Source organism: Kaistia soli DSM 19436 (assembly GCF_900129325.1).
Taxonomy (GTDB): domain Bacteria; phylum Pseudomonadota; class Alphaproteobacteria; order Rhizobiales; family Kaistiaceae; genus Kaistia; species Kaistia soli.
In genome coordinates this window covers 399,021-420,502 of sequence record NZ_FQUP01000004.1, presented here as the reverse complement: position 1 = coordinate 420,502, position 21,482 = coordinate 399,021, and the positions used below count along the sequence as shown (strand labels likewise).

General features: G+C 64.1%; 24 protein-coding genes and 1 tRNA gene. 11 read left to right on the top strand and 14 right to left on the bottom strand.

Annotated elements, in window-relative coordinates:
• The first annotated feature begins 81 nt into the window (after positions 1-81).
• On the top strand, positions 82-393 hold the full coding sequence (locus BUB39_RS18730; protein ID WP_073056500.1) for a hypothetical protein: 312 nt from the start codon (positions 82-84) through the stop codon (positions 391-393).
• 4 nt (positions 394-397) lie between these two features.
• Here BUB39_RS18730 and BUB39_RS18725 read toward each other — a convergent pair whose 3' ends face one another.
• The 5 genes from BUB39_RS18725 to BUB39_RS18705 all read right to left on the bottom strand — a co-directional run bounded on the left by BUB39_RS18725 (position 398) and on the right by BUB39_RS18705 (position 5,291).
• Positions 398-1,414, bottom strand: coding sequence for a DNA topoisomerase IB (locus BUB39_RS18725; RefSeq protein WP_073056498.1), 1,017 nt, complete (start codon positions 1,412-1,414; stop codon positions 398-400).
• 74 nt (positions 1,415-1,488) lie between these two features.
• Positions 1,489-1,902 (bottom strand): DoxX family protein, encoded by a 414-nt coding sequence (locus BUB39_RS18720; protein ID WP_073056496.1) that lies wholly within the window; start codon positions 1,900-1,902, stop codon positions 1,489-1,491.
• 76 nt (positions 1,903-1,978) lie between these two features.
• Positions 1,979-2,812, bottom strand: coding sequence for an alpha/beta fold hydrolase (locus BUB39_RS18715; RefSeq protein WP_084527649.1), 834 nt, complete (start codon positions 2,810-2,812; stop codon positions 1,979-1,981).
• Positions 2,813-2,876: 64 nt separating this feature from the next.
• Entirely contained in the window at positions 2,877-3,887 is a 1,011-nt protein-coding gene (gene cydB / locus BUB39_RS18710; protein ID WP_073056910.1) for a cytochrome d ubiquinol oxidase subunit II, read from the bottom strand.
• A 12-nt stretch (positions 3,888-3,899) separates the two neighbouring features.
• Positions 3,900-5,291: a cytochrome ubiquinol oxidase subunit I gene (locus BUB39_RS18705; RefSeq protein ID WP_073056492.1), complete on the bottom strand. Its 1,392-nt coding sequence runs from the start codon at positions 5,289-5,291 to the stop codon at positions 3,900-3,902.
• 430 nt (positions 5,292-5,721) lie between these two features.
• Between BUB39_RS18705 and BUB39_RS18700 the strand changes: the two genes are divergently transcribed.
• Positions 5,722-6,300 carry a hypothetical protein gene (locus BUB39_RS18700; RefSeq protein WP_084527646.1) on the top strand — a complete coding sequence of 193 codons (579 nt, stop codon included), beginning with the start codon at positions 5,722-5,724 and terminating at the stop codon, positions 6,298-6,300.
• A 25-nt stretch (positions 6,301-6,325) separates the two neighbouring features.
• Here the strand turns inward: BUB39_RS18700 and BUB39_RS18695 are convergent, their stop codons facing one another.
• Complete coding sequence (locus BUB39_RS18695; protein ID WP_073056490.1) at positions 6,326-7,159, bottom strand: transglutaminase-like domain-containing protein; 834 nt, start codon at positions 7,157-7,159, stop codon at positions 6,326-6,328.
• Between the two features lie 104 nt (positions 7,160-7,263).
• Between BUB39_RS18695 and BUB39_RS18690 the strand changes: the two genes are divergently transcribed.
• Positions 7,264-7,665 carry a RidA family protein gene (locus tag BUB39_RS18690; protein ID WP_073056488.1) on the top strand — a complete coding sequence of 134 codons (402 nt, stop codon included), beginning with the start codon at positions 7,264-7,266 and terminating at the stop codon, positions 7,663-7,665.
• Between the two features lie 70 nt (positions 7,666-7,735).
• Here BUB39_RS18690 and BUB39_RS18685 read toward each other — a convergent pair whose 3' ends face one another.
• Together BUB39_RS18685 and BUB39_RS18680 are read right to left on the bottom strand one after the other, a co-directional pair.
• A complete protein-coding gene (locus BUB39_RS18685) occupies positions 7,736-8,767 on the bottom strand; it encodes an aldo/keto reductase (RefSeq protein ID WP_073056486.1) in 1,032 nt (343 codons plus the stop codon).
• Between the two features lie 332 nt (positions 8,768-9,099).
• Positions 9,100-10,164 carry a LacI family DNA-binding transcriptional regulator gene (locus tag BUB39_RS18680; RefSeq protein ID WP_073056484.1) on the bottom strand — a complete coding sequence of 355 codons (1,065 nt, stop codon included), beginning with the start codon at positions 10,162-10,164 and terminating at the stop codon, positions 9,100-9,102.
• A gap of 150 nt (positions 10,165-10,314) precedes the next feature.
• On the opposite strand from BUB39_RS18680, the gene BUB39_RS18675 reads away from it, so the two are divergent.
• Positions 10,315-10,515: a hypothetical protein gene (locus BUB39_RS18675; protein ID WP_073056482.1), complete on the top strand. Its 201-nt coding sequence runs from the start codon at positions 10,315-10,317 to the stop codon at positions 10,513-10,515.
• Here the strand turns inward: BUB39_RS18675 and moeB are convergent.
• The 3 genes from moeB to BUB39_RS18660 form a co-directional block, all read right to left on the bottom strand.
• A complete protein-coding gene (gene moeB / locus BUB39_RS18670) occupies positions 10,497-11,243 on the bottom strand; it encodes a molybdopterin-synthase adenylyltransferase MoeB (RefSeq protein ID WP_073056480.1) in 747 nt (248 codons plus the stop codon). The two genes, BUB39_RS18675 and moeB, sit on opposite strands and share 19 nt — an antisense overlap.
• A 25-nt stretch (positions 11,244-11,268) precedes the next feature.
• The gene (gene upp / locus BUB39_RS18665; protein ID WP_073056478.1) at positions 11,269-11,898 is read right to left on the bottom strand and encodes a uracil phosphoribosyltransferase; all 630 of its coding nucleotides are present in this window, start codon (positions 11,896-11,898) and stop codon (positions 11,269-11,271) included.
• A gap of 128 nt (positions 11,899-12,026) precedes the next feature.
• On the bottom strand, positions 12,027-12,479 hold the full coding sequence (locus tag BUB39_RS18660; RefSeq protein ID WP_073056476.1) for a MarR family winged helix-turn-helix transcriptional regulator: 453 nt from the start codon (positions 12,477-12,479) through the stop codon (positions 12,027-12,029).
• 265 nt (positions 12,480-12,744) lie between these two features.
• Here BUB39_RS18660 and typA point away from each other — a divergent pair, with 265 nt between their 5' ends.
• The 4 genes from typA (at position 12,745) to BUB39_RS18640 (ending at position 16,380) form a co-directional block, all read left to right on the top strand.
• Positions 12,745-14,568 (top strand): translational GTPase TypA, encoded by a 1,824-nt coding sequence (gene typA / locus BUB39_RS18655; RefSeq protein WP_073056474.1) that lies wholly within the window; start codon positions 12,745-12,747, stop codon positions 14,566-14,568.
• A 131-nt stretch (positions 14,569-14,699) separates the two neighbouring features.
• Positions 14,700-15,212, top strand: a complete 513-nt coding sequence (locus BUB39_RS18650) for a GNAT family N-acetyltransferase (RefSeq protein WP_073056472.1) — start codon at positions 14,700-14,702, stop codon at positions 15,210-15,212.
• Between the two features lie 134 nt (positions 15,213-15,346).
• Positions 15,347-15,877, top strand: coding sequence for an inorganic diphosphatase (gene ppa, locus BUB39_RS18645; protein ID WP_073056470.1), 531 nt, complete (start codon positions 15,347-15,349; stop codon positions 15,875-15,877).
• A gap of 2 nt (positions 15,878-15,879) precedes the next feature.
• Entirely contained in the window at positions 15,880-16,380 is a 501-nt protein-coding gene (locus BUB39_RS18640) for a YqhG/Tai3 family protein (protein WP_073056468.1), read from the top strand.
• On the opposite strand, the gene BUB39_RS18635 is transcribed toward BUB39_RS18640, so the two are convergent.
• Both BUB39_RS18635 and BUB39_RS18630 read right to left on the bottom strand, forming a co-directional pair.
• Positions 16,368-16,706 (bottom strand): DUF167 family protein, encoded by a 339-nt coding sequence (locus BUB39_RS18635; protein ID WP_073056466.1) that lies wholly within the window; start codon positions 16,704-16,706, stop codon positions 16,368-16,370. The two genes, BUB39_RS18640 and BUB39_RS18635, sit on opposite strands and share 13 nt — an antisense overlap.
• Positions 16,703-16,993: a YggT family protein gene (locus BUB39_RS18630; RefSeq protein ID WP_073056464.1), complete on the bottom strand. Its 291-nt coding sequence runs from the start codon at positions 16,991-16,993 to the stop codon at positions 16,703-16,705. Before BUB39_RS18630 ends, BUB39_RS18635 begins: the two co-directional genes overlap by 4 nt.
• Positions 16,994-17,138: 145 nt before the next feature.
• Between BUB39_RS18630 and BUB39_RS18625 the strand changes: the two genes are divergently transcribed.
• The 3 genes from BUB39_RS18625 to socB all read left to right on the top strand — a co-directional run bounded on the left by BUB39_RS18625 (position 17,139) and on the right by socB (position 18,644).
• Positions 17,139-17,214 (top strand) — tRNA-Ala (locus BUB39_RS18625).
• Positions 17,215-17,386: 172 nt separating this feature from the next.
• Complete coding sequence (socA, locus tag BUB39_RS18620; protein ID WP_073056462.1) at positions 17,387-17,953, top strand: type VI toxin-antitoxin system SocA family antitoxin; 567 nt, start codon at positions 17,387-17,389, stop codon at positions 17,951-17,953.
• On the top strand, positions 17,916-18,644 hold the full coding sequence (socB, locus tag BUB39_RS25265) for a type VI toxin-antitoxin system SocB family DNA replication inhibitor toxin (RefSeq protein WP_073056460.1): 729 nt from the start codon (positions 17,916-17,918) through the stop codon (positions 18,642-18,644). The genes socA and socB overlap by 38 nt, the downstream gene beginning before the upstream one ends.
• A gap of 69 nt (positions 18,645-18,713) precedes the next feature.
• Here the strand turns inward: socB and BUB39_RS18610 are convergent, their stop codons facing one another.
• Positions 18,714-21,434 (bottom strand): hypothetical protein, encoded by a 2,721-nt coding sequence (locus tag BUB39_RS18610; RefSeq protein ID WP_073056458.1) that lies wholly within the window; start codon positions 21,432-21,434, stop codon positions 18,714-18,716.
• Positions 21,435-21,482: the final 48 nt, after the last annotated feature.

Sequence of the window (21,482 nt, the reverse complement as noted above, 5' to 3'; positions counted from 1 at the left end):
TCCGCTTTGCCGCTGTCTGAGCAGCCGTCGCAGCCTTTCGCGGCGACGAGCATTGGATTGCTGAAATGAGAGGAGACAGCGATGAACGAGTCACTCGCGGACAAGAGCAGCCGAGAGGCCAACCAGACGACCGATGACGATCTCGGTCAGCTCGGCCCTTTCCAGCCGATGGATACCGCGCCACGCGACGGCACGCTCGTCGTCGGGCGGGAGGAGAATGGTGCGTGCCATCTGATGCGCTGGCGCAGCAAGGCACGCATGCTGGAAGAAGATGGCGCCGAGGATCAGGGCGCGGCGCCCTATTGGGCCAGATGGCGCACTGATACAGGCCTGAAGCCTGTCGAATGGGCCCCGACCGATTTGACGCCTGAGACCGCGCTCGACCGCGTGTAACCGCTCAGGCGTCGGCGAGGCGTAGCGACATCAGCCGCGCGAGAGCATTCTCGCCGCGGCTGCGATGCTGCCCAGTGCGGGCGCGCCGGAGAATGGCGGGGAGGGCGCCGGCCTCGAAGGCCTTGACCACCAGCGCGTGGACATAGCTCTTCCGCGCGACGGCAGGCGTGTTGGCAAGGTCGGCCGCGACGAGGCGCATGACCTCGGCGATCTGACGGCGCCGCATGCGCTCCGAGTGAGCGGGTGCCATGCTGGCCAACTGCTCCGTCGCGGCGGCACTTGCCGCCAGCATGCGGAAGTCCTTCGCCGAAATGTCGCGGCCGGACACGCGCTTCAGATAGGCATTGATATCGTCGGAGCGGATTGTCCTCACCGCGCCGCCTTCGTCGCGATATTGCAACAGGCGGCGACCGGGCAGCGTCGAGATGCGCCGGATGGCGCGCGCCAATTGCCTGTCGATGACGGCGCAGCGGATGGTGCTGCCGCCCTTCCCGCGGAAGCAGAGTGTCAGCCCGGAGGTCGAAAGGCGCACCTGCCGCTTGAGCAGTGTTGCTGCGCCATGGGCACCGCTCGATTCCAGATAGAACTCCCCGCCGACCCGGATATGGGTTTCATCGATGATCGCAACCGCGGCGGCGAGCGCCTTGCGTCGGCTCAGCGCCGCGCCGGCGACATCGCGCCGGACCGCCGCTCTGACGCGCGGCAGCACCTTGATGATCTCCGACAGCCGCTCGGCCTTGCGCGCCTCGCGCTCGACATCCCAATCGGGGTGATAGCGATATTGCAGGCGCCCGGCCACGTCGCGGCCGATGGCCTGGAGATGGGCGCTCTGCAGGGACGCGATGCGGACGTCGGTATAGGCGGGCGGGATGGCGAGGCTGCGAATGCGCGCCAAGGTCTCGGGGTCGCGGATCTGCTTGCCGTCGGCACCGAAATAGGCAAAGCCGCGACCGCGCCGTCGCCGTTCGATGTCGAGGGAATCGGCACGGACGGCTTGCAGCACGCTAACGCTGTCGGACATGGAGAACTCCCGGACATCGCCGCAGGGCGCGGCCGATGATTCAAATCGCCATGGCGACGCCCGGTTCCGTCATCTCAGCGCGCGGCGCGACCGAGGAGCGGCGGCGTGCGCAGCACCAGGCGATCGCCCGGTCCGTGCACGGCGGCAAACAGCAGGCCGGCGAAGAATGTGAAGTGATCGACGAAGAAGCCGAACTCGGCCTGATTGGCGGTCCAATGCGACGGACCGTGGAAGGCAAAGGCGAGGAACAGCACGTAGATCGCCGCGAGTATCGAAGCCTCCGTGAAGAAGGCGCCCGAGAGGAAGCAGACGGCGAGCGCCAGTTCGAAGAAGGCCGCGATCCAGGCGAGCGGAAGGGCGAATGGGAAGCCCGCTGAGGCGATGTAGGTGGCTGTCTGGCCCATATCGGCGAATTTGAAGACGAGCGCCATCACGAAAATGCCGCCGAAGATCAGCCGGGCGACGAGGACGGCCGCGGTTCTTGCCATGGTCTTCTCCTGTTTGATCGAAGCAGCCTCGGCTGCTCGCCCAAGGACGCTTGAGCCGGGACTAATCCGACAGGGTTCATCCGTGCAGAAAGGGCAGGATCGCGCTGCGAGCCTCGGCGAGATGGGTGAAGAGCGCTAGGTGGCGGCCATGCTCGATCGGCAGCAAACGGGCATTTGGCGCACGGGCTGCGAGTGATGCAGCATGATCGAAGGGGACGACGCGGTCGGCGCGCCCGTGAATCGCGAGGACAGGCATTGCGAGTGCCTCGAATTGGAAAGGCGGCAGGCGCGCGATGCGGTGGAGATCGGCGGAGGTCCCGTCGATGCGGGCGACCGACCGTGTTAGCAGGCTTTGCTCAAGCGCGTGGAGCAGCCCGAATGCTTCCGGATCGGACAGCAGCCGCCGCGCGAGGTCGGCGTCGCCGGCGAGGCGGCGGACGGCGCGGGCAGGATCCGCGGCAAGCCGCCGCCGCAGGAAGCTCTTGATGAACGGCAGGCGCGCGGCGAGCCGGCCTAAGCGAAGGCCGCGCAGCAGATCGGGCCTGACGGTCATCCGCCCGGTGATCGCCGAGGCGAGCAGCAGTCTGTCGCAACGCTCCGCGTGGCGGAGCGCGAAAGCGATCGCAACCGGACCGCCGGCCGACAGCGCGGCGACCGTGATCCGCCCGATCCCGAGTTGGTCCAGCAGGGAGGCGAGGCGGTCTGCCTCGGCGTCGAGCGTCGGCGCCGTCGCTCGGGCGCCGCCATAGGCGGGACGCGTCGGCGCGATCAGACGCCAGCGGGTGAGATCGGGCGCGAGAGCGGCTGCGAAGAGGAAGGCCTGGTCGGCGCCGCCCATGCCGCCATGCAGGGCCAGCAAGGGCGCGCCCTCGCCATGGTCGATATGCGAGACGGCGCCAAGCGCCGTCACGGTCAGCCGTTCCGCAGGGATCGCGATCGTCGGCGGCCGGGTGCTGCCGGCCGCTCCCGGGCACCTAGTGATAGCCGATATTGGCGCGCACCTTGCCGCGGAACACCCAGTACGACCATGCCGTGTACATCAGCACGACCGGCAGCAGCACCAGCGTGCCGACCAGCAGGAAGGCCTGCGTCGCCTCGGAGGAGGCCGCGTCCCAGAGCGTATACTTGTAGGGCACGATCATCGGGAACAGGCTGATCGCAATGCCGATATAGGACAGCGCGAACAGGCAGATTGCGCCGATGAACGGCGCGGCCTCACGCGCTGAGCCGAGCGCGCGCCAGGTCAGGAACGCCACCACGAGCGCGGCGATCGGCACCGGCGCGAAGATGATGATGTTCGGGAACGAGAACCACCGCGCCGCGACTTCCGCGCTGGCGAAGGGGGTCCAGAGGCTGACGATGCCGATGGCGATGACGACGCCGATGAGGCAGATGCGGCCTTGGCGCCGCGCCAGCGCCTGAACGGCGCCTTCGGTCTTCAGGATCAGCCAGCCGGCGCCGAGGAGCGCATAGCCGAACATCAGCGCGATTCCGGTTAGGATCGAGAACGGGGTCAGGAAATCGAAGGACGAACCCGAGAAGGTGCGGCCGCTGACCTCGAAGCCCTGGATGAAGCTGCCGAGCACGACGCCCTGCGCGAAGGTTGCCGAGGCCGATCCGTAGCAGAAGGCATGGTCCCAGAACGTCTTGTGCTCGCTGTCGCGGAAGCGGAACTCGAAGGCGAGGCCGCGGAAGACCAGCGACAGCAGCATCACCAGCACCGGGAAATAGACGGCCGGGATGATGATCGCGAAGGCGAGGGGGAAGGCTGCCAGCAGCGCGACGCCGCCGAGCACCAGCCACGTCTCGTTGCCGTCCCAGATGGGCGCGACCGAGTTCATGATCAGGTTGCGGGAGGGCGTGTCGGGCGCGAAGCCATAGAGCATGCCGACGCCGAGATCGAAGCCGTCCAGCATCACATAGAAGAAGACACCCATCCCAATGATGACCGTCCAGATCGGCACGAAATCGAGGACCGTATTCATCGCCATGCTCCCTTACTGCTCGACGGCGCCGGCGATCACCGGCGCATCCGGACGGCCGCCCTTGACGGGGCTGTCGTCGTCGTCTGTCGAGGCCAGGCGTGGTCCCTTCCGCACGATGCGGTACATCAGCAGGATGCCTGTCGGATAAACGAAGAGATAGACCGCGACATAGCCGATGAGCGAGATCAGCACGTCAAGCCCGGTCAGCGACGGCGAAACAGAATCCGCCGTTCGCAGCATGTTGTAGATGGTCCAGGGCTGTCGCCCCACCTCGCTGATCAGCCAGCCCGAGATGACCGCGAAGAAGCCGATCGGCGTCGTGATCTGGAGCACCTTCAGATAGAGTGTGTCAGTGGTCAGGCGTCCTCGGTAGCGGAGCCAATTCCCCCAGACGACGAGCCCCAGCATGACCACGGCGAGCCCCACCATGGCGCGGAAGGCGAAGAAGGGGATCACGACCGGCGGCCAGTTCTCGCGCGGGAAGGCGTCGAGCCCCTGCACCTCGCCATCGAGCGTATGGGTCCAGATCAGGCTGCCGAGATAGGGAATATCGATCGCGAAGAGATTAGTTGCCGTCTTCTCGTCCGGGATGGCGAACAGGGTCAGCGGCATCTCGGTGCCCGTCTCCCAGATCGCCTCGAGTGCGGCCAGCTTGGCCGGCTGATGCTGCAGCGTGTTGATGCCTTGGGCGTCGCCGGCATACATCTGAAGCGGCACCAGCACAGTCAGCAGCCAGAGCGTCATCTTCATCATGACGCGGCCCTCCTCGGCAAAGGTGCCGCGGCGCAGCAGATAAGCACTGACGCCCATCACGACGAAGCCGGTGGTGATGTAGAAGCCGATGACGTTATGCGCGAGACGATAGGGGAAGGATGGGTTGAAGATCGCCTGCAGCCAGGACGTTGCGAAGAAGCGTCCGTCGACGACCTCATAGCCTGCCGGCGTCTGCAGCCAGCTATTGGCCGAAAGGATCCAGAAGGTCGAGATCAGCGTGCCCAAGGCGACCATCAGCGTCGCGCCGAGATAGGCCCAGCGGGGCACGAGGTTGCGGCCGAAGAGCAGGACACCGAGAAACGCCGCCTCGAGGAAGAAGGCGGTGAGTGCCTCATACGCCAGAAGCGGCGCGATCACATTGGCCGCGGCGTCGGACAGGCGGCTCCAATTGGTGCCGAACTGGAACGGCATCACGATGCCGCTGACGACGCCCATGCCGAAGGAGACCGAGAAGATGCGGATCCAGAAGGTCGAAAGCCGCAGATAGATTTCGCGCTTGGTGATGAAATAGGACGTCTCGAGCACGGCGACATAAGAGGCGGTGCCGATCGTGAAGGCCGGAAGCATCACATGCCAGATGATGACCCAGGCAAATTGCAGGCGTGACAGGAAGAGTGCGTCGAGTTCCATCGCTTCCTCCGAAGGCTTTTAGTGCCACGCTGCCCCGTCGATGGCGAAGCCGTGTCCATTCTGTGGCGAAGCTAGGGTGGTTCGGCGCGCTTGTCGATGCGCAGCCGGCGCGATCCGGGCCCATTTCCGGGGGACGACAGGAGCGCGCGCGTCATCGCTTTCGTCCTGACCCGTCCGTCGCTGCGGAAATGTTGTGGATCCGGCCGCGGGCTCTGGCGTGCTGGCGCAGGGTGGAACGCGCATATGCGTCAATACCGCGCGCAGCAGAACCGCGCCGCTCCTTCGCATGAGGTGGCGTCTTCGCCTCCAGGTAGAGCGCGGTTTGCGGCAATGAACAGTGACGGTCGCGTTCATACGCGGCCCGCGCCCTTGAAAAGATCGTCGCCGCTGCAAGATGAGCGGGGGGCGGATCAGCGCAGGCGGTGACGGGATGATGGATCGGTGGGGAAGGGGCTGGCATCGTGTCCAGCGCTTTGCGGACCATCCCGATCCACTTGTCGTCGCCAGCAATTGGATTGCGCTGATCGTCGCTTCCAACCAGCCCCTTTATCCGCTCTATGTGCAGTGGGTTGCCGGCGGCGGCGGGATGGCAGCAATGCTGACCTGGTTGTCGACGCCATTCTTCGCGTGCGCGCCGATCGTTGCACGCCGTAACTCCGCGTTGGGCCGAGCGATGCTTCCGCTGGCCGGTATCTTCAATTCACTGCTCGCATTGTCGTTGTTCGGGGCGGATGCCGGGCTGACGCTGTTCCTCGCGCCTTGTCTCGTGCTGGCTGGCCTTTGTTTCAGAACCGACGAGCGGTCCTGGAGCTATGGCATCGTGGCGCTGGCCATCGCCGGCTACGCATGTGTCGTCGGATTGATCGGGCAGCCGATCGTGCCGTTGACCCAGTCAGCCGCTGCCGCATTGTACGAGGTCAACCTGATCAGCGCCGCCTGCCTGCTGATTTTAATCGGAATGACCTTTTCTGGCGCCACGAAGTCTCCTGACGGCCACCGACCTGGGTAAGGACCGCAAGCAAGCTGGTGCCGCCCTACTCGGCGGCGATGCGGAGCGCGGGGTCGGCGACTTCTTCGGTCATCACCTCGAAACGGCGAAGATTGTGCGGGCCAAAGCTGTGCAGCATCGGGATGTCGGCGGCGTCGCGGCCGCGCGCAACCGTGATACGGCCGATGCGGGGCATGTTGTGGCGCGCATCGAAGAGATACCACTGGTCGCCGATATAGGCTTCGAACCAGGCGTTGAAGTCCATCGGGCTCGGATTGAACGGCACGCCGATATCGCCGAGATAGCCGTTGCAATAGCGCGCGGGAATATTCAGAGCACGGCAAAGCGTGACCGCGAGATGCGTGAAGTCGCGGCAGACGCCGACGCGTTCCTGATAGGCTTCAGCGGCCGTACGCGTGGGGCGCGCGAAGCCGTAACCGAAGGTAAGATGCGAATGGACGAAATCGCAAACGGCCTGGACGCGTGCCCAGCCGCCTTCGATATGACCAAACCGCATCCAAGCCTCGCTGCCGAGAAGGTCGGTCTCGCAATAGCGGCTGCCGAGCAGGAACGGCAGGACCTCAGTCGGCAGCTCGCCTGCCGGAACCTGGCGGGCCGATGGCGCCCATGGATCGGTATAGCCGGTGTCGTAGATCGTCCCGACGCTTTCGAGCGAGACGGTGCCGGGCGCGGCCTCGATGCGGCGCCGGGTATTGCCGAACGCATCCTTGAAGATCTGGCAGCTGAGCCCGCTGCCGCCCATCCGCCAATCCTCGTCGATGACATCGGTCTGTCTTTCGGCAGAAAGATCGAGCGCCGTCAGGATCGTCATCGGCTGGAAAACGTCGAATTCGATGCGGTACCCGTAACGGATGAACATTTGATCACGACCTCGGCTATGAGGTCGGTTAACTCACGATAACAGGGTCGGTTCCGGCCAATTGCCTGATCGCCACGAACGATGCCACGGAAGGACGTCAGATCATGTTCACACCACATAACCCGGATGACGTGCTGCCGGTCGTCGGGCCGCTCAGCTGGGGGCTCGAGTTTCCTGCGCCGAAGCGGTTCCTCTTCGTTTCCGGTCAGGTCGGCGCCGCGGCCGATGGGCGGATCGGGGAAGGACTTCTGGAGCAGGCGAGGCTCGCCTTCGACAATGTCGGTGCGGTGCTCCGATCAGCCGGGCTGACCCCAGCCGATGTCGTCCGCACTGGTCTTTACTTCACTCGCCATGTCGAGATGACGCCGTCGCTGCAGGCGGAGTTCAACCGGATCCGCACCGACTTCTTCGGCAGCCACAGGCCGAGCTCGACGTTTCTGTTCGTGCACGCGCTGGCCGACCCGCGCTGGCTGTTCGAGATCGACGCCGTCGCGGCGGCATTCTAGTTCCGGCCGGGTATGCGCACTGCGCGGCCGGGGCAGAGGCCCCGACCGCGCAGCGTGGATGCTGGTTCGGCTAGCGGCCGCCCTCGATCTTGCGATGGCGCTGACCCATGCCGCCGGTGCCATAGGGATAATCGGCCATTTCAGGCTTGCTGACAGCGTCGAGGCCTGCGAGGTCCTCGGCGGTCAGAACAAGCTTTGCCGCGCCGAGATTATCGGCGAGCTGCTCGCGCGTGCGGGCGCCGAGAATGACCGATGTTACGGCGGGCTGCGCCGCGACCCAGGCCAATGCCACCTGTGCCATGCTGACACCATGGGCTTCGGCAATGTCCTGCACCTTGCCGATCACGGCCCACGTCACCGGATTGGCGTTGCGGGCGTCAAAGGCCTCCATGCCCCGCTTCGGGTTTTCGCCGAGGCGGGTCGCGCCGGTCGGCATCTGATCGCGCTTGTACTTGCCCGACAGCCAGCCGCCGCCAAGCGGCGACCAGGGCAGGAGGCCGATCCCTGCGTCGAGCGAGGCGGGAACGATCTCGTGTTCGATGTCGCGCACAAGCAGATTATACTGCGGCTGCAGCGTGACCGGAGCCGTATAGCCATTCGCCTTGGCCATCCAGACGGCCTTGGAGAGATGCCAGCCGAGGAAGTTCGAGAAGCCGTAATAGGCGATCTTGCCGTTGCTGACGGAATCGTCGAGGAAGCGCAGCGTCTCCTCGAGCGGCGTCAATGCGTCCCAGGCATGCATCTGGTAGAGGTCGATCTGCTCGACGCCGAGCCGCTTCAGCGATGCGTCGAGCGCGGCGCCGAGATGCTTGCGCGACAGGCCGACATGGTTCGGTCCGCCGCCCATCGGGAAGCGCCCCTTCGTAGCGATGACGAGGTCGTCGACGGCGGACGGCTTCGTCTTGAGCCAGCGGCCGATGATCGCCTCGGATTCGCCGGCGCTGTAGACATCGGCAGTATCGATGAAATTACCGCCACCGGCGACATAGTCGTCGAGCAGGGCGAACGAGGTGGCCTCGTCCGATTCGGCGCCGAAGGTCATGGTGCCGAGACAATAGGCGGTCACGACTGTGCCGCTGTTGCCAAGCTTCCGATATTCCATGGTCAGTCTCCATGTAGGGGAGGAGGGCCGGATCGGCGAAGTGACCGAGCCCGGCGGTGCGAGTGCAAAACGACGAGCCACCTGCGGAAAAGGGTGGCGGAGGGGATCGTCGTCTCTCGTGGGGCGTGCCAGGTGTCCTCGGGCCGGCCGGATCGGCCGCCCACCGAGCGTCACGGGCACAATGGTCGACCGGCTTCCAGCATTCAAATGGAATATTCAGATGGAACTCATCACGCGCGGCGCTGAATGTCCCCGAAATCCCCTGTGGCCGTCATTCATCGCTGCCTCGGGCGCGCAACTGGCGGGCGGAGAGTCGGATCAAGTCCCGACCGTCATGCCCTGTCGGCGGGCGGGGGTGCCGCTGATTGGCGGATGGTCAGATCGACCGGCACCGACAGGCGACGTGTCTCTTTTGCGTCGTCGAAGATCAGCTCGACCGCCATGCGCCCGATCTCCTCGATCGGCTGCGACACCGTGGTGAGCGGCGGCTCCGAATAGGCGCTCTCCGGGACGCCGTCGAAGCCGACGACAGAGACCTCGGCAGGAACCGCGATGCCACGTTCCGCCAGCCAGTCCAGCGCAAACAAGGCGATCCGGTCGGACATTGCGAGCAGCGCAGTCGGCGGTCCTGCGCTGTCGAAAAGCTCAGTGAGGGCGGCCATGACGCTCGTCCGGTCATTCTCGGTTTCGAACACCGGCACCGTGGATGGATCAATGCCGCGTTCGGCGAGCGCTGCGCGATAGCCTTCTATGCGCTCGCGCGAGCTCTTGTAGATCGCCGCCGCAATCGCGGCATCGTCGACACGGCCGACATGGCCGTCTACGAGCTGTAGCGACAGGATCGCGAAGTGGCGATGTCCGAGATCGGCAACATAGGCTGCGACGGTGTGGGCGCCCGCGTGATCATCGATCCCGATCATCGATATGGTCTCGTCGTCATGCTCGAGTCCCAGCGCGACGAAAGGCAGCTTGCGTTCGCGGGTCAGCTCTACAAGGCGAGTGCCGCCCTCGATGCAGAGCAGCACGAAGCCATCGACGATCGCACTCTGGATGTTCCAGGCGAGCTTCTCTTCGTTTGCCGCCGATACCAGGGAAATGCCAGCGCCCTGCAGGTCGCAGGCCCGGCTGATTCCTGTCATCAGCACGCGCGCATAGGGGTCGTCGAAGAAATAGGACAGCGGCTCGGCCGTCGCGACGCCGATCGCGTTGACCTTGCCGGCGCGCAGCAGCCGTCCCCGGGGATCCGGTCCCGAATAGCCGAGCGCGCGGGCAGCCGCTTCAACCCGTTCCCGTACTTCCTTGCGCACGATATCCGGGCGGTTGAAGACGTTCGACGCGGTCCCCTGTGACACGCCGGCAGCCTTGGCGACATCGGACAGCCTGACAACCTGGCTCAAGCCTGCAGCTCCGTTCTTTCCAGCACTCTACTTGGTTCTTGGATCGGTTCAAACAATCCTTGACATTCGAAAGTCAGTTGCTATTTTTGAATCGGTTCAAACATCGCTGGATGTGGATTGAATCGCTTCAAAACGATGAGGGAGTGAATCATGATCCCCGCAAGCTATCTGTTCCGCAGCATTTATCGTGACCATTTCGAGGCGGCCGAACCGCGCCAGGCGGATCCGCCGTTCATTTCTGGCCGGCTTTCGCTCGACAGGGTAACGGCCGCGATCCTCGGCTTCGCCTATGGAGCCGGCCATTTGACGCTCGGCGCCAGCCCGGTCGCGCGTCATGAACGCCGCCGATAGCTGATCGTCTCGAACCGCATCAGGAGCACGTCGACGAGCAAAAGTCGTCCGACGAGCGGTTCGCCGATGCCGAGGACCAGCTTCAGGACTTCGGCCGTCTGCAGCGTTCCGAGGATTCCGACGACCGCGCCGAGGATGCCGGCCTCGGCGCAACTCGGGACGAGACCCTCCGGCGGCGGTTTGGGAAAGAGGTCGCGATAGCCCGGATTCGGGCGACCATCCGTCTCTTCGAAGGGCTTCAGCACAGTAAGCGAACCGTCGAAGCGGCCGACCGCCGCGGTCACCACAGGCCGACGCAGGGCAGCCGCGCGATCCGCCACCAGAAAGCGGGTTTCGAAATTGTCTGAGCCGTCGACGACGATATCGAAGGCTTCGATCAGCGCATCCGCATTGTCGACGGCGAGCCGGACGGGATGAATTTCAACGGCGACGTGCGGGTTCAGTCGTGCCACCGCAGCGGCCGCGCTCGCCGCCTTGGCCGTGCCGATCGAGGTTTCATCGTGCAACACCTGGCGCTGCAGGTTGGACAGCGACACGACGTCGTCGTCGACGACGCCGATCGTGCCGATGCCGGCAGCGGCCAGATATTGGATGACGGGCGAGCCGAGCCCGCCGGCACCGATGACCAGTACGCGCGCCGCCTTCAGTCTCTGCTGGCCCGGTCCTCCGACCTCTGGCAGCACGAGATGGCGGGCGTAGCGCTCGATCTCGTCCGGCGTGAAGCTCATTCTCGCCCCATCTGACGACGCGGCGTCACTTGGTGCCGTACATCCGGTCGCCGGCGTCGCCAAGACCGGGGACGATATAGCCCTTGTCGTTCAGATATTTGTCGACCGACGCGGTGAAGATCGGGACGTCCGGGTGCGTGCCGTGGAACTTGTCGATGCCTTCCGGCGCGGCCAGCAGGCAGACGAAGCGGATGTCCTTGGCGCCGCGCTCCTGCAGGCGGTCGACAGCGGCGATGGCGGAGTTCGCCGTCGCGAGCATGGGATCGACGACGATCGTCAGGCGTTCGTCGAGATCGTCAGGCGCCTTGAAATAGTATTCGACGGCCTGAAGCGTCTTCGGGTCCCGGTAGAGACCGACATGGGCGACGCGCGCTGCCGGCACGAGGTCGAGCATGCCTTCAAGCAAGCCGTTGCCGGCGCGCAGCACCGAGGCGAAGACCAGCTTCTTGCCGGCAAGCGTCGGCGCCTTCATTTCGGCGAGTGGGGTCTCGATGGTGGTGGTGGTCATCTCGAGGTCGCGCGTGACCTCATAGCACAGCAGGGTCGCGATCTCGCGCAGGAGCTGACGAAATCCCGCCGTTGAAGTGTGCCGATCCCGCATGATGGTCAGCTTGTGCTGCACCAGGGGATGGTTGATGACTGTTACGCTCGCCATTCGTCGCCTCGCTTGTCTCTTCCGACAACCTAGCCGACACGGCTCGTGGCGCAAGCGGCGCCTTGTATCGGCTTGATGCGATGCCGATCAAGGTTGGATCCGGGTCGCCCCACGCGCGCCTAAGGCCTTCAGGAAACGGGTTCCGGCGCCTTCATGATGTTGTCCTGCATCTTGAGCAGCGTCAGGCGCATGGTTTCCAGCACATCGGGATCGACGCCGCGCTCCGCTTCCTCGCGGACCGCCTTGCCGATCGAGCGGATGCGGCGGACGATGTTGGCTGCTGTAGGCGTCAGGCGGATCAGCTTGGCGCGGCGATCGGCCGGATCCTGGATGCGCTCGACAAGGCCGGCAGCCTCGAGCCGATCAAGGAAGCCGACCAGAGTCATTGGCTCGACGCAGAGTTCCTCGGCAAGCGTGGATTGGCGCAGGCCGGGTCGCCGGCTGACGAAAGCCAGCGTGCGGGCCTCAGCGACCGTCAGCCCAAGGCCAGCATTTTCAAGAGCTTTTTCAAACCGGCGGCGGAGAAGTCGCGCGACGTCGACCAGGACGAAACCAAGCGGATCTTCAACCGTAGCTGCCAAACGCTGAGCTCCTGCAGATATTATATGTTTACCATATAATAAACACTTTTGTACTTTGAGTCAATCTTGCGGCCTTTGCGGTCCCTGGCGCCATGCGCCGATCGTCGCAGTTCGGACGATTTCTCGATCGAGGTTGCGTTTTCGGGCCGTTTCAAGCATTTTGCGCCGCAAAATGGCCCGGTGGCGTTGTTGCACCCTCGGTCGCGTCCAAGGGCATAGCGCCGAGGACGCCGCCCGGGGTGTCGCTGCCTTTTTGGATTGAGAAATGTCACTTCGCAACATCGCCATCATCGCGCACGTCGATCATGGCAAGACCACGCTCGTCGACAAGCTGCTGCAGCAGTCGGGCTCCTTCCGCGACAACCAGCGCGTCGCCGAGCGCGTGATGGACTCGAATGACATCGAGAAGGAGCGTGGCATCACCATCCTGGCCAAGGCGACCTCGATCGTCTGGAAGGACACGCGCATCAACATCGTCGATACGCCGGGCCACGCCGATTTCGGCGGCGAGGTCGAGCGCATCCTGAACATGGTCGATGGCGTGATCGTGCTCGTCGACGCCGCCGAGGGCCCGATGCCGCAGACCAAATTCGTGGTCGGCAAGGCGCTCAAGGTCGGCCTGAAGCCGATCGTCGCGATCAATAAGGTCGATAAGCCCGATGCGCGCATCGAGGAAGTCGTGAACGAGGTGTTCGACCTCTTCGCCGCGCTCGACGCGACCGACGAGCAGCTCGATTTCCCGATCCTCTACGGTTCGGCCAAGCAGGGCTGGATGGGCCGCGCGCCCGACGCTTCGCATGACGCTGGCATGGCGCCGCTGTTCGATCTCGTGCTCGAGCACGTGCCGGAGCCGCATGTGGAAGAGGGTCCGTTCCGCATGCTCGGGACGCTACTCGAGGCCAATCCCTATCTCGGACGCCTCATCACCGGGCGTATCACCTCGGGCACGGTCAAGCCGACCCAGATGCTGAAGGTGCTGTCGCAGGACGGCTCGACGGTCGAGAATTTCCGCGTTTCCAAGATCCTGGCCTTCCGCGGCATCGAGCGCCAGCCGATCGAAGAAGGCGTGCCGGGCGACATCGTCGCCATTGCCGGCATGACCAAGGGCACCGTCGCCGACACGTTCTGCGATCCCACGATTACAGAGGCCATCAAGGCGCAGCCGATCGATCCGCCGACCGTGTCGATGACCTTCATGGTCAATGACAGCCCGCTCGCCGGCACAGAAGGCGACAAGGTGACGAGCCGCATGATCCGCGACCGCCTCTTCAAGGAGGCCGAGGGTAATGTGGCGCTGAAGATCGAGGAATCCTCGGGCAAGGACGCTTTCATCGTTTCGGGCCGCGGCGAGCTCCTGCTCGCGATCCTGATCGAGAATATGCGCCGCGAGGGTTATGAACTCGGCGTTTCCCGGCCGCGCGTCGTCTTCCAGAAGGACGAGAACGGCCAGATCGAGGAGCCGATCGAAGAGGTCATCATCGACGTTGACGAGGAGCATTCCGGCGTCGTCGTGCAGAAGATGGCCGAGCGCAAGGCCGAGATGATCGAGATGCGCCCCTCGGGCGGCGATCGCCTGCGCCTCGTCTTCCGCGCTCCGACCCGCGGCCTCATCGGCTATCAGGGCGAATTGCTGACCGACACGCGCGGCACGGCGATCATGAACCGTCTGTTCCATTCCTATCAGCCCTACAAGGGCGTGATCGCCGGCCGCCGCAATGGCGTGCTGATCGCCAACGAATCCGGCGAGGCCGTCGCTTTCGCCCTCTGGAACCTCGAAGATCGTGGCCCGATGATGATCGAGCCCGGCTGGAAGGTCTATGAGGGCATGATCGTCGGCGAGCACACGCGCGACAACGATCTCGAAGTGAACGTGCTCAAGGGCAAGAAGCTGTCCAACGTCCGCTCGGCGGGCAAGGACGAGGCGGTCCGCCTGACGCCGCCGATCCGCATGACGCTGGAGCGTTCGCTGTCCTGGATTTCGGACGACGAGCTCGTCGAGGTGACTCCGAAGTCGATCCGTCTGCGCAAGACGATCCTCGATCCGACCGAGCGCAAGCGCGCCGACCGTTCGAGCAAGGCGACCGCCTGAGCCAAGCGACGCGCCTTTTATCCGGCGCGTCGACCGCATTGCGGCAGGGATGTCATTTCCCTGTCGCTGATGCGACAGCCCGCGTGAAAAAGGGCTTTCCCCTCCGCTAAACCCGACCTATCCTCATCGACATGAGCACTCTGTCGATCGGTGTCCGCCGGGCTGAAGCGAGTGACGCGGTGGCAATCACCGCGGTTCATGACAGCGCTTGGCGCCAGGCATATGACGGTTTGATTCCGGCGCGCGAGCTGAGCCGGATGATCGCGCGACGCGGCCAGACCTGGTGGGGCAGGGCCATCCGCCGGGGCACCGGGATTCTCGTGCTCGAGGCGGGCGGTACCATCGCCGGCTATGCGACCTATGGCCCCAATCGTGCCCGCAATCTCGTCCAGCGCGGCGAGATCTACGAAATCTATCTCCGTCCCGAATATCAGGGCGTCGGCCTCGGTACGCGGCTGTTCCTCGCGGCGCGGCGCGAACTGGTGCGGCACGGCTTCGATTCGGCCGTCGTCTGGGCGCTCGCCGACAATGAGGGTGCCTGCCGCTTCTACAAGAATGCCGGCGGCCGCAAGATCGCCCGCGGCAGCGAGCGCTTCGGCGACGTGACGCTGGCCAAGGTCGCCTTCGCATTCGCACGCGGCTGACGCAATCGCGAGATCGGCCTTGCGGGCGGACGGCCGTCCGCTTATGAGCGGGTCGCGATCAGCGGATCGCTTGGCGGCCCTTTCCAGGGCGCCTTCGCGATCCGTGCCCTCAACTCCGCACCAGGGATGTTTCCATGCGCATCGACGCAGTGCCGATCGGCAAGAATCCTCCGCACGACATCAACGTGATCATCGAGGTGCCGGTGGGCGGCGAGCCGATCAAGTACGAAATGGATAAGGAGGCCGGCGCGCTCTATGTCGACCGCTTCCTCTACACGCCGATGCGCTATCCGGGCAATTACGGCTTCGTGCCGCACACGCTCTGCGGCGACGGCGATCCGATCGACGTGCTTGTCACCAATCAGCGCGCGATCATCCCCGGCGCGATCATGAATTGCCGCCCGGTCGGCGTGCTGCGCATGCGCGACGAGGGTGGCGAGGACGAGAAGGTCATCGCTGTTCCCTCGACCAAGCTCACGCGTCGGTATGAGAAGATCGAGAGCTACAAGGATCTGCCGGAGATCACGCTGCGCCAGATCGAGCATTTCTTCCAGCACTACAAGGATCTCGAGAAGGACAAGTGGGTCGAGATTTCGGGCTGGGGCGATAAGGCCGAGGCCGAGCAACTGATCCTCGACGCCATTGAACGCGCCAAGAAGGGCTGAGGATGTCGTCCGCGACCGTCGCTCTGCTTCATCGTCGCGGTTTCATCCTGGCGGCGGGCGCCCTGCTCGCCGCCGGGCTGCCATCAGCGGCGCGGGCGGAGGACGACCCTTCTGCCGCCGCATTGGCCTTCCTTGAGACGATCTACAGCACCTATCGCAACAACGGCGCCGGCATCGACCGCAGCGACGACGCCGTTCTGCAGAATTTCTTCACGCCGGAGCTGGCCGGCATGATTTCGGATGATGACGCGCGCGCCGCCGCGGACGGGGAGGTGCCCAATCTCGACGCCGATCCGTTCATCGACGCGCAAGATGGCGACATCGGCGACATCGCGCTGACGGTGTCGGATGCAGGGGGCGGACGGCTGATGGGCCATGCCCGCTTCAGCAATTCCGGCGAACCGAAGGCAATCGATCTTCTTCTGGTCGAGACGCCAGCCGGGTGGCGCATCGACGATATTCACTGGCCGGAAGGCACATTGCGCGGCCTCTACAGCCACTGAACCTCGCGTTCAGGCGGAAGTTCGGCCGCGCGCGCCAGAAGCACGGCCGGTTCGCCCGCAATCCGCAACGTCTTCAGCCGCGCGGTATGGCCGCTGACGACGCTGACACTGGATTTCGGAAGGCCGAACTGGTCGGCGACGAGGGTCGCCAGTGCGGTGTTGGCAGCGCCCTTCTCCGGCACGGCCCGCACGCGCGCCAGGAGAACGATCCGCCCATCGGCAAGAGTCGCGATGCCGTCGAGCGTGTCGCGGCCGCCGCGCGGGGTCAGGCGGATGTCGAGAAGGATGCCGCCCGCCTCGGCTCTGGCGAAGGCGGCCCCGCTCAAAACACGTTTGGATAGACGTAGAGGATGATCACCTGCTGGATCAGGATGATGCCGAGCAGCAGGACGACGGGCGATATGTCGATGGCGCCGAGCGTCGGCACGACGCGCCGTATCGGCCGCAGCACCGGCTCGGTCGCCTGATAAAGAAAGCTGCCGATCGCCGAAACGACCTGATTGCGCGGATTGACCACGCCGAAGGCGAACAGCCAGCTGAAGATCGCACTGGCGATGATGACATACCAGTAGAGGTTCAGGGCGATCATGACGACGTCGAGGATGGCGCGCATTGGTTTCCCGAATGAGGCGGAGCGAAGGTTCTGGGCCGCCCCCTCATGTAGCTGTCGACTGCCCCAGCCGCAACCCACGCCCTCCCGCCGGCGACGCTTGACAGCGCCGCCCGCCGCGCCCTACAAGGCCCCGTCGCTCAGCGACGGGGCCGTAGCTCAGATGGGAGAGCGCTGCAATCGCACTGCAGAGGTCAGGGGTTCGATTCCCCTCGGCTCCACCAAGTTCGATCAATTCCTGTTTAGATCAATAAAATCAATGACTTGATTGAGTCGCCGCTTTCGGTGCGTACCCCAATGCGTACCCATGTCGCGTACCCCATAGACGGGGCGTGAGGTAGGGTGATCTGCCAAGCAAATCACTATACGCTGCCCTTCATACCGATAGAGGCTGACATGAGCGGATGCGCCGTCGACGCTCGAATGGTCTGCAACCTCTTCCTTGAGCAAGCGAGGGAGTTGCAGAAACCTGTCACCAATCTTGCGTTGCAGAAGCTGCTTTATTTTGCCCACGGTCTCAATCTCGTGGAAACTGGCGAGCCGCTTGTGTCAGGGTACTTCGAAGCGTGGCAGTACGGCCCCGTTCACCCCGGAGCCTATCAAGCCTTCAAGGCGGCGGGTGCACACCCAATCGACTTTCTCGCTGGGCGGCGCGATCCCATGTCGGGCACGATGTCTCCGTTGCCGCATCTGAATAGTACCGACGCCCTCGTACGCGTTCGGCAGGTGCTATTGACCTACCGGACGATGACCCCCGGCCGTCTAGTTGAAATCTCGCATGCTACAGACGCGCCATGGCACTTTGTTGTCACTCGTGCTAAATCTGGTGGATCGCTCGGCATGCGAATACCAGATGACGTGATCCGTGCGCGGTTTAGATATCATAAAGTGAGTATCGGACTAATTCCGGCCTTCGGAGAGCCTGATGAAGAAGCGCCCTATTCCGGAAACGGACCTGGCTAGGATCACGGTCCTTCCGTGGGATCGTCAACGGTCTGAACTAGAACATCTTAAGGTCAGTTTCTCCCCGTACTCCTATGGATCAGTTAGAGGTGTCTCGGGAGATATCCTCAACATCTCGACAATCATGTTAGGGGCGACGGCACGTCCTGCATGGCAGATTATTGCCCGTGAAATCGAGCGTAATTGCAGGCGGGGCGAGGACGAGATTGCGGCCAACTTGGCGGTCGGACGCGCGCTCTATCAATTCTCGGAGAAGCACTCTGTCCACGGGCGCCGCGAAGAGTTTTTCCCGTTGACAGTCGGAGTATTCGCAAAGCTTCGGTACTGGTCGCAAGCAGTGGTATCAATCGATGGTCGGCCATCCGTTGTCCATATCGACCCTCGTAAGTCATCCGCACTGGACGCGCGTTCTCGGCGATTCGTGTTTTCTGTGATGCATCAACGCATCAGGCTCGCCGACCCCGATTTCACCGAGGTCACGCTGGGCATCATGCAGGTGCCGAAACGTGCTGATGGCTCTCGGCAGGCTGAGCTTCATGTCAACACTGATGTGGAACTATACGATTTCGAGGCACTCGATCAGATGATAACGACCACCTATGAAATCTGGTGGGATATCTTGGCTGAGCGCGAGGCGAAGCGGCGTGGCGATGGCTCTGGCGAAGCGGGTCCGCTGTTCGGCACTGGCTAAGGGGTGCCAGTTGCGGGCTCCCCCAGCGAGAGCCGGGAGAGCGTTTCGTGTTGCCGTAAGCCGCCGCCCCTATTTCGGCCAAAGCCGTTCGTCGATCCCCGCCTTGCGGAGGCCTTCCGCGACGACCTTCGGGTCCGCGCCGGACTTGACGGCCCCTTCAGCGTTCTTCAGCAGCCGCGCCTTCGCCTGATCAAGCTGGCCACGGGCTTCCTCAAGTGACTGGTCAGCAGCGGGCTCCGTCGTCTGCTGCTGGGCCCGCCAGCTCTGGCTCTTGGCGCGGCGCTTCTCCTTTCGGTTCTTGATCGCGTCCACCATCGGTGCGACGGCATCGGCTGCACCCTGCTTTGCCGCCTCGGTCACTGCCTGCGCGCCGCTGGCCAGCGCGGAACCCAAGGCTTCCACTGCAGCACGTTGCTTCTCGCCCTTCTCGCGACGCCCCTGACGGAGCTGTTCCTGCACCGCAGGATCACGCCAGTTCTTCGGGAGGAACGGCCCGAGGTGGATGTCTGCGGGTCCATCGGGGTTCCCGAGCTGGAACCACGGCTCATAGGCGGTGCTGGCAGCGTTGGCCGCGTCCTCGGCCTTCATCCGATTGATCTCGGCGATACGGTTCTCGTTCGCCGCCATCAGGTCGTCTGAGGTGAAGACGCTGTCCGCGCGGTTGTCGACGGGCCACCCTCCTGCCTTCACGACGATGCGCCATGCGTTGCCGCCATTGCCAGCCGTGAACACGGTCAGGTCGCTGGTCTCGATGCCTTCGGTCTTGCCGTGTTTCTCGACATACTCCCGGATCATCTCGGTCGCGAGGTCGGGGAAGTTCGGCGGCAGCCGCTTGTCGCTGGCATCGATCCACCAGCCGTTCACATTGACATGCGTGCTCCTGACACGTTCAGCGGCCAGCTCAATGGCCTTGTCTGCGTTCACGCCCCGACCCGCGATGACCTCAGCGCGCCTCTGAATGGCCCCGACAAGGACCGACTCGTTGAGGCTTTCGACACCGCCTCCAAAGACGCCCTTGATGGAGTTCCACATGGACCCGGTGTCTGCGGCCTTGCGGACTTCAGCAAGGCTGACCTGAGCCGCCGGGTTGGGCCTGCCGGCCGGGTCGGCGTTCTGGTCGACCGCATCCAAGAGCGCCTTCGTCGGGTCCATCCCGAGTTCCTCCTCGCTGATCCGCGCCGTCTCAAATACGTCCGCCTTGTCCTTGGGCAGGAGGTCGCGCAGAAGCTGAGACTTGTTGGTGCGGAGCAGCTTGAAGAGGGAATAGGCTTCAACCGTCTGCTGGGGGATTTCCCCGCCGAGAACGGCTGGCGTCGACAAGGCGTTGACGCCGCGTTCCATGGTGCTCCTCCAGCTCTTCGGTGGCACGCCATTGGCGGCATAGATGGGCAAGTCTCGGAGGATCGTCTGTTCCCGCGTCTCGCCCTTCTCCTTGGCAACAGCGGCCGAGCGGACGGCATAATCATCAACGGCGCGCTGGCGCACGTCATCCTCGAGAATTGTCTTCTCGTTGCCCTCCTTGTCGATGACCACCTTAGGGCCAAGGCTAAACAGCTTCCCCGATTTCATCGCCTCGATACCATCGTTCGTCAGGGCCGCTTCCTGGTTCTCGAACTGCACCGCGAGGGCGTCCTTGGCGGCAGCCTTCTGGGCCGCTGCCTTGAGCCGCTCGCGCTCGTTGCGGTTCTGGGAGATCATCCCGTTCGCCCATCCCTCGGAGACGAGGCCCGGCTTGTCCTTCACGAGCTGCCTCAGGGCCGCTTCATCGGCATCGTTGGCCTGCCCCTGCGTGAACTTGTCGAATAGGGACTGGCGGGTGTCTATGCCGCCCTCTTGGTTCTTGCCGTCCCGGATCGCCTTGGCGCGGAGGACGGCCTTGGCCATGTCGCCGCCGACCTGATTGTCGTCGAGGAGCTTGCCGAGCTTGGCACCATCGGCGCCCGTTCGGTCCATCGTGGCGAGCGCCGTGACGAGGTCATAGTTGCCCTCTTCAGCCAGCGTCGCGGCGAGCTGAACAGCCGCCTTCCCTTGGTCCTGAAAGGACATGCCGAGGAGACGCTTATTGCCATAGAACTCCCTGAAAATGGCCTTGGCCTGCTCCTCAGGGGTCGCGCCAGCGGCGGCGCCATTGCGCGCGATGGACAGGAAGGCGTCCTGCAAGGTCTGCTGGTTCGCAGCATACTGCTCCTGCGCCTTGTAGCCGGTATAGCCGGCCCTGAGCTGGCGCAGAGAGGGGTCGATGCTGGCCATGAACGACTTGACGTAGGACGGGTCGTTGGCCGGGTCGCCGAGGTAGGGCTTGACCTTCTCAGCCACGAAGGCGTCGAAGTCCCCGTTCGCCTTGTCGAAGTCGTTGACGTAGGCGTTCTGGATATCGGCCAGCGCCAGCGTCGAGTTCTGCATGCCCGAGACGCGCTGCGCAGCGGCGCGGCCGATAGCCGACTTCAGAACCGGATCGGCTTCGACGCGGGCGGCATAGTCTTCGGGAGATATGGCTTCAAGCTGGTGACGTCGCGCACGGGTTTCCGCCGTGTCCTCGTCCATGGCCCGCTGAACGGAGCCGAAGCGCTGGAGCGCGGGGTTGATGGTCGACAAGCCGTCAATGAACTGATCGAGCTGCGTATCGCGCTGCGGCGCTGCGGGCCGCGAATACGTGTCAACTGGCGATGCTGCGAGGCGCAGCCCGGGAGCTTGGATGCGCACGTCCTGTTGCGGGACTTTGCGGCTAACAGGGCGACCGCCCATCGGGCGATCTTCGGCGAACGGCGTGAGGCCGGGAAGTTTGACCATGAGGGTTCCTGTCGTGCTGGAGAAAATGGGCTCTGCGGCTGGCTGGGA

Bases quoted from the DNA above. Each gene is read 5' to 3' on its own strand.
- BUB39_RS18730 (WP_073056500.1), top strand. From the start codon at position 82: ATGAACGAGTCACTCGCGGACAAGAGCAGCCGAGAGGCCAACCAGACG.
- BUB39_RS18725 (WP_073056498.1), bottom strand. From the start codon at position 1,414: ATGTCCGACAGCGTTAGCGTGCTGCAAGCCGTCCGTGCCGATTCCCTC.
- BUB39_RS18720 (WP_073056496.1), bottom strand. From the start codon at position 1,902: ATGGCAAGAACCGCGGCCGTCCTCGTCGCCCGGCTGATCTTCGGCGGC.
- cydB (WP_073056910.1), bottom strand. From the start codon at position 3,887: ATGAATACGGTCCTCGATTTCGTGCCGATCTGGACGGTCATCATTGGG.
- BUB39_RS18705 (WP_073056492.1), bottom strand. From the start codon at position 5,291: ATGGAACTCGACGCACTCTTCCTGTCACGCCTGCAATTTGCCTGGGTC.
- BUB39_RS18700 (WP_084527646.1), top strand. From the start codon at position 5,722: ATGATGGATCGGTGGGGAAGGGGCTGGCATCGTGTCCAGCGCTTTGCG.
- BUB39_RS18695 (WP_073056490.1), bottom strand. From the start codon at position 7,159: ATGTTCATCCGTTACGGGTACCGCATCGAATTCGACGTTTTCCAGCCG.
- BUB39_RS18690 (WP_073056488.1), top strand. From the start codon at position 7,264: ATGTTCACACCACATAACCCGGATGACGTGCTGCCGGTCGTCGGGCCG.
- BUB39_RS18685 (WP_073056486.1), bottom strand. From the start codon at position 8,767: ATGGAATATCGGAAGCTTGGCAACAGCGGCACAGTCGTGACCGCCTAT.
- BUB39_RS18675 (WP_073056482.1), top strand. From the start codon at position 10,315: ATGATCCCCGCAAGCTATCTGTTCCGCAGCATTTATCGTGACCATTTC.
- moeB (WP_073056480.1), bottom strand. From the start codon at position 11,243: ATGAGCTTCACGCCGGACGAGATCGAGCGCTACGCCCGCCATCTCGTG.
- upp (WP_073056478.1), bottom strand. From the start codon at position 11,898: ATGGCGAGCGTAACAGTCATCAACCATCCCCTGGTGCAGCACAAGCTG.
- typA (WP_073056474.1), top strand. From the start codon at position 12,745: ATGTCACTTCGCAACATCGCCATCATCGCGCACGTCGATCATGGCAAG.
- BUB39_RS18650 (WP_073056472.1), top strand. From the start codon at position 14,700: ATGAGCACTCTGTCGATCGGTGTCCGCCGGGCTGAAGCGAGTGACGCG.
- ppa (WP_073056470.1), top strand. From the start codon at position 15,347: ATGCGCATCGACGCAGTGCCGATCGGCAAGAATCCTCCGCACGACATC.
- BUB39_RS18640 (WP_073056468.1), top strand. From the start codon at position 15,880: ATGTCGTCCGCGACCGTCGCTCTGCTTCATCGTCGCGGTTTCATCCTG.
- BUB39_RS18630 (WP_073056464.1), bottom strand. From the start codon at position 16,993: ATGCGCGCCATCCTCGACGTCGTCATGATCGCCCTGAACCTCTACTGG.
- socA (WP_073056462.1), top strand. From the start codon at position 17,387: ATGAGCGGATGCGCCGTCGACGCTCGAATGGTCTGCAACCTCTTCCTT.
- socB (WP_073056460.1), top strand. From the start codon at position 17,916: ATGAAGAAGCGCCCTATTCCGGAAACGGACCTGGCTAGGATCACGGTC.
- BUB39_RS18610 (WP_073056458.1), bottom strand. From the start codon at position 21,434: ATGGTCAAACTTCCCGGCCTCACGCCGTTCGCCGAAGATCGCCCGATG.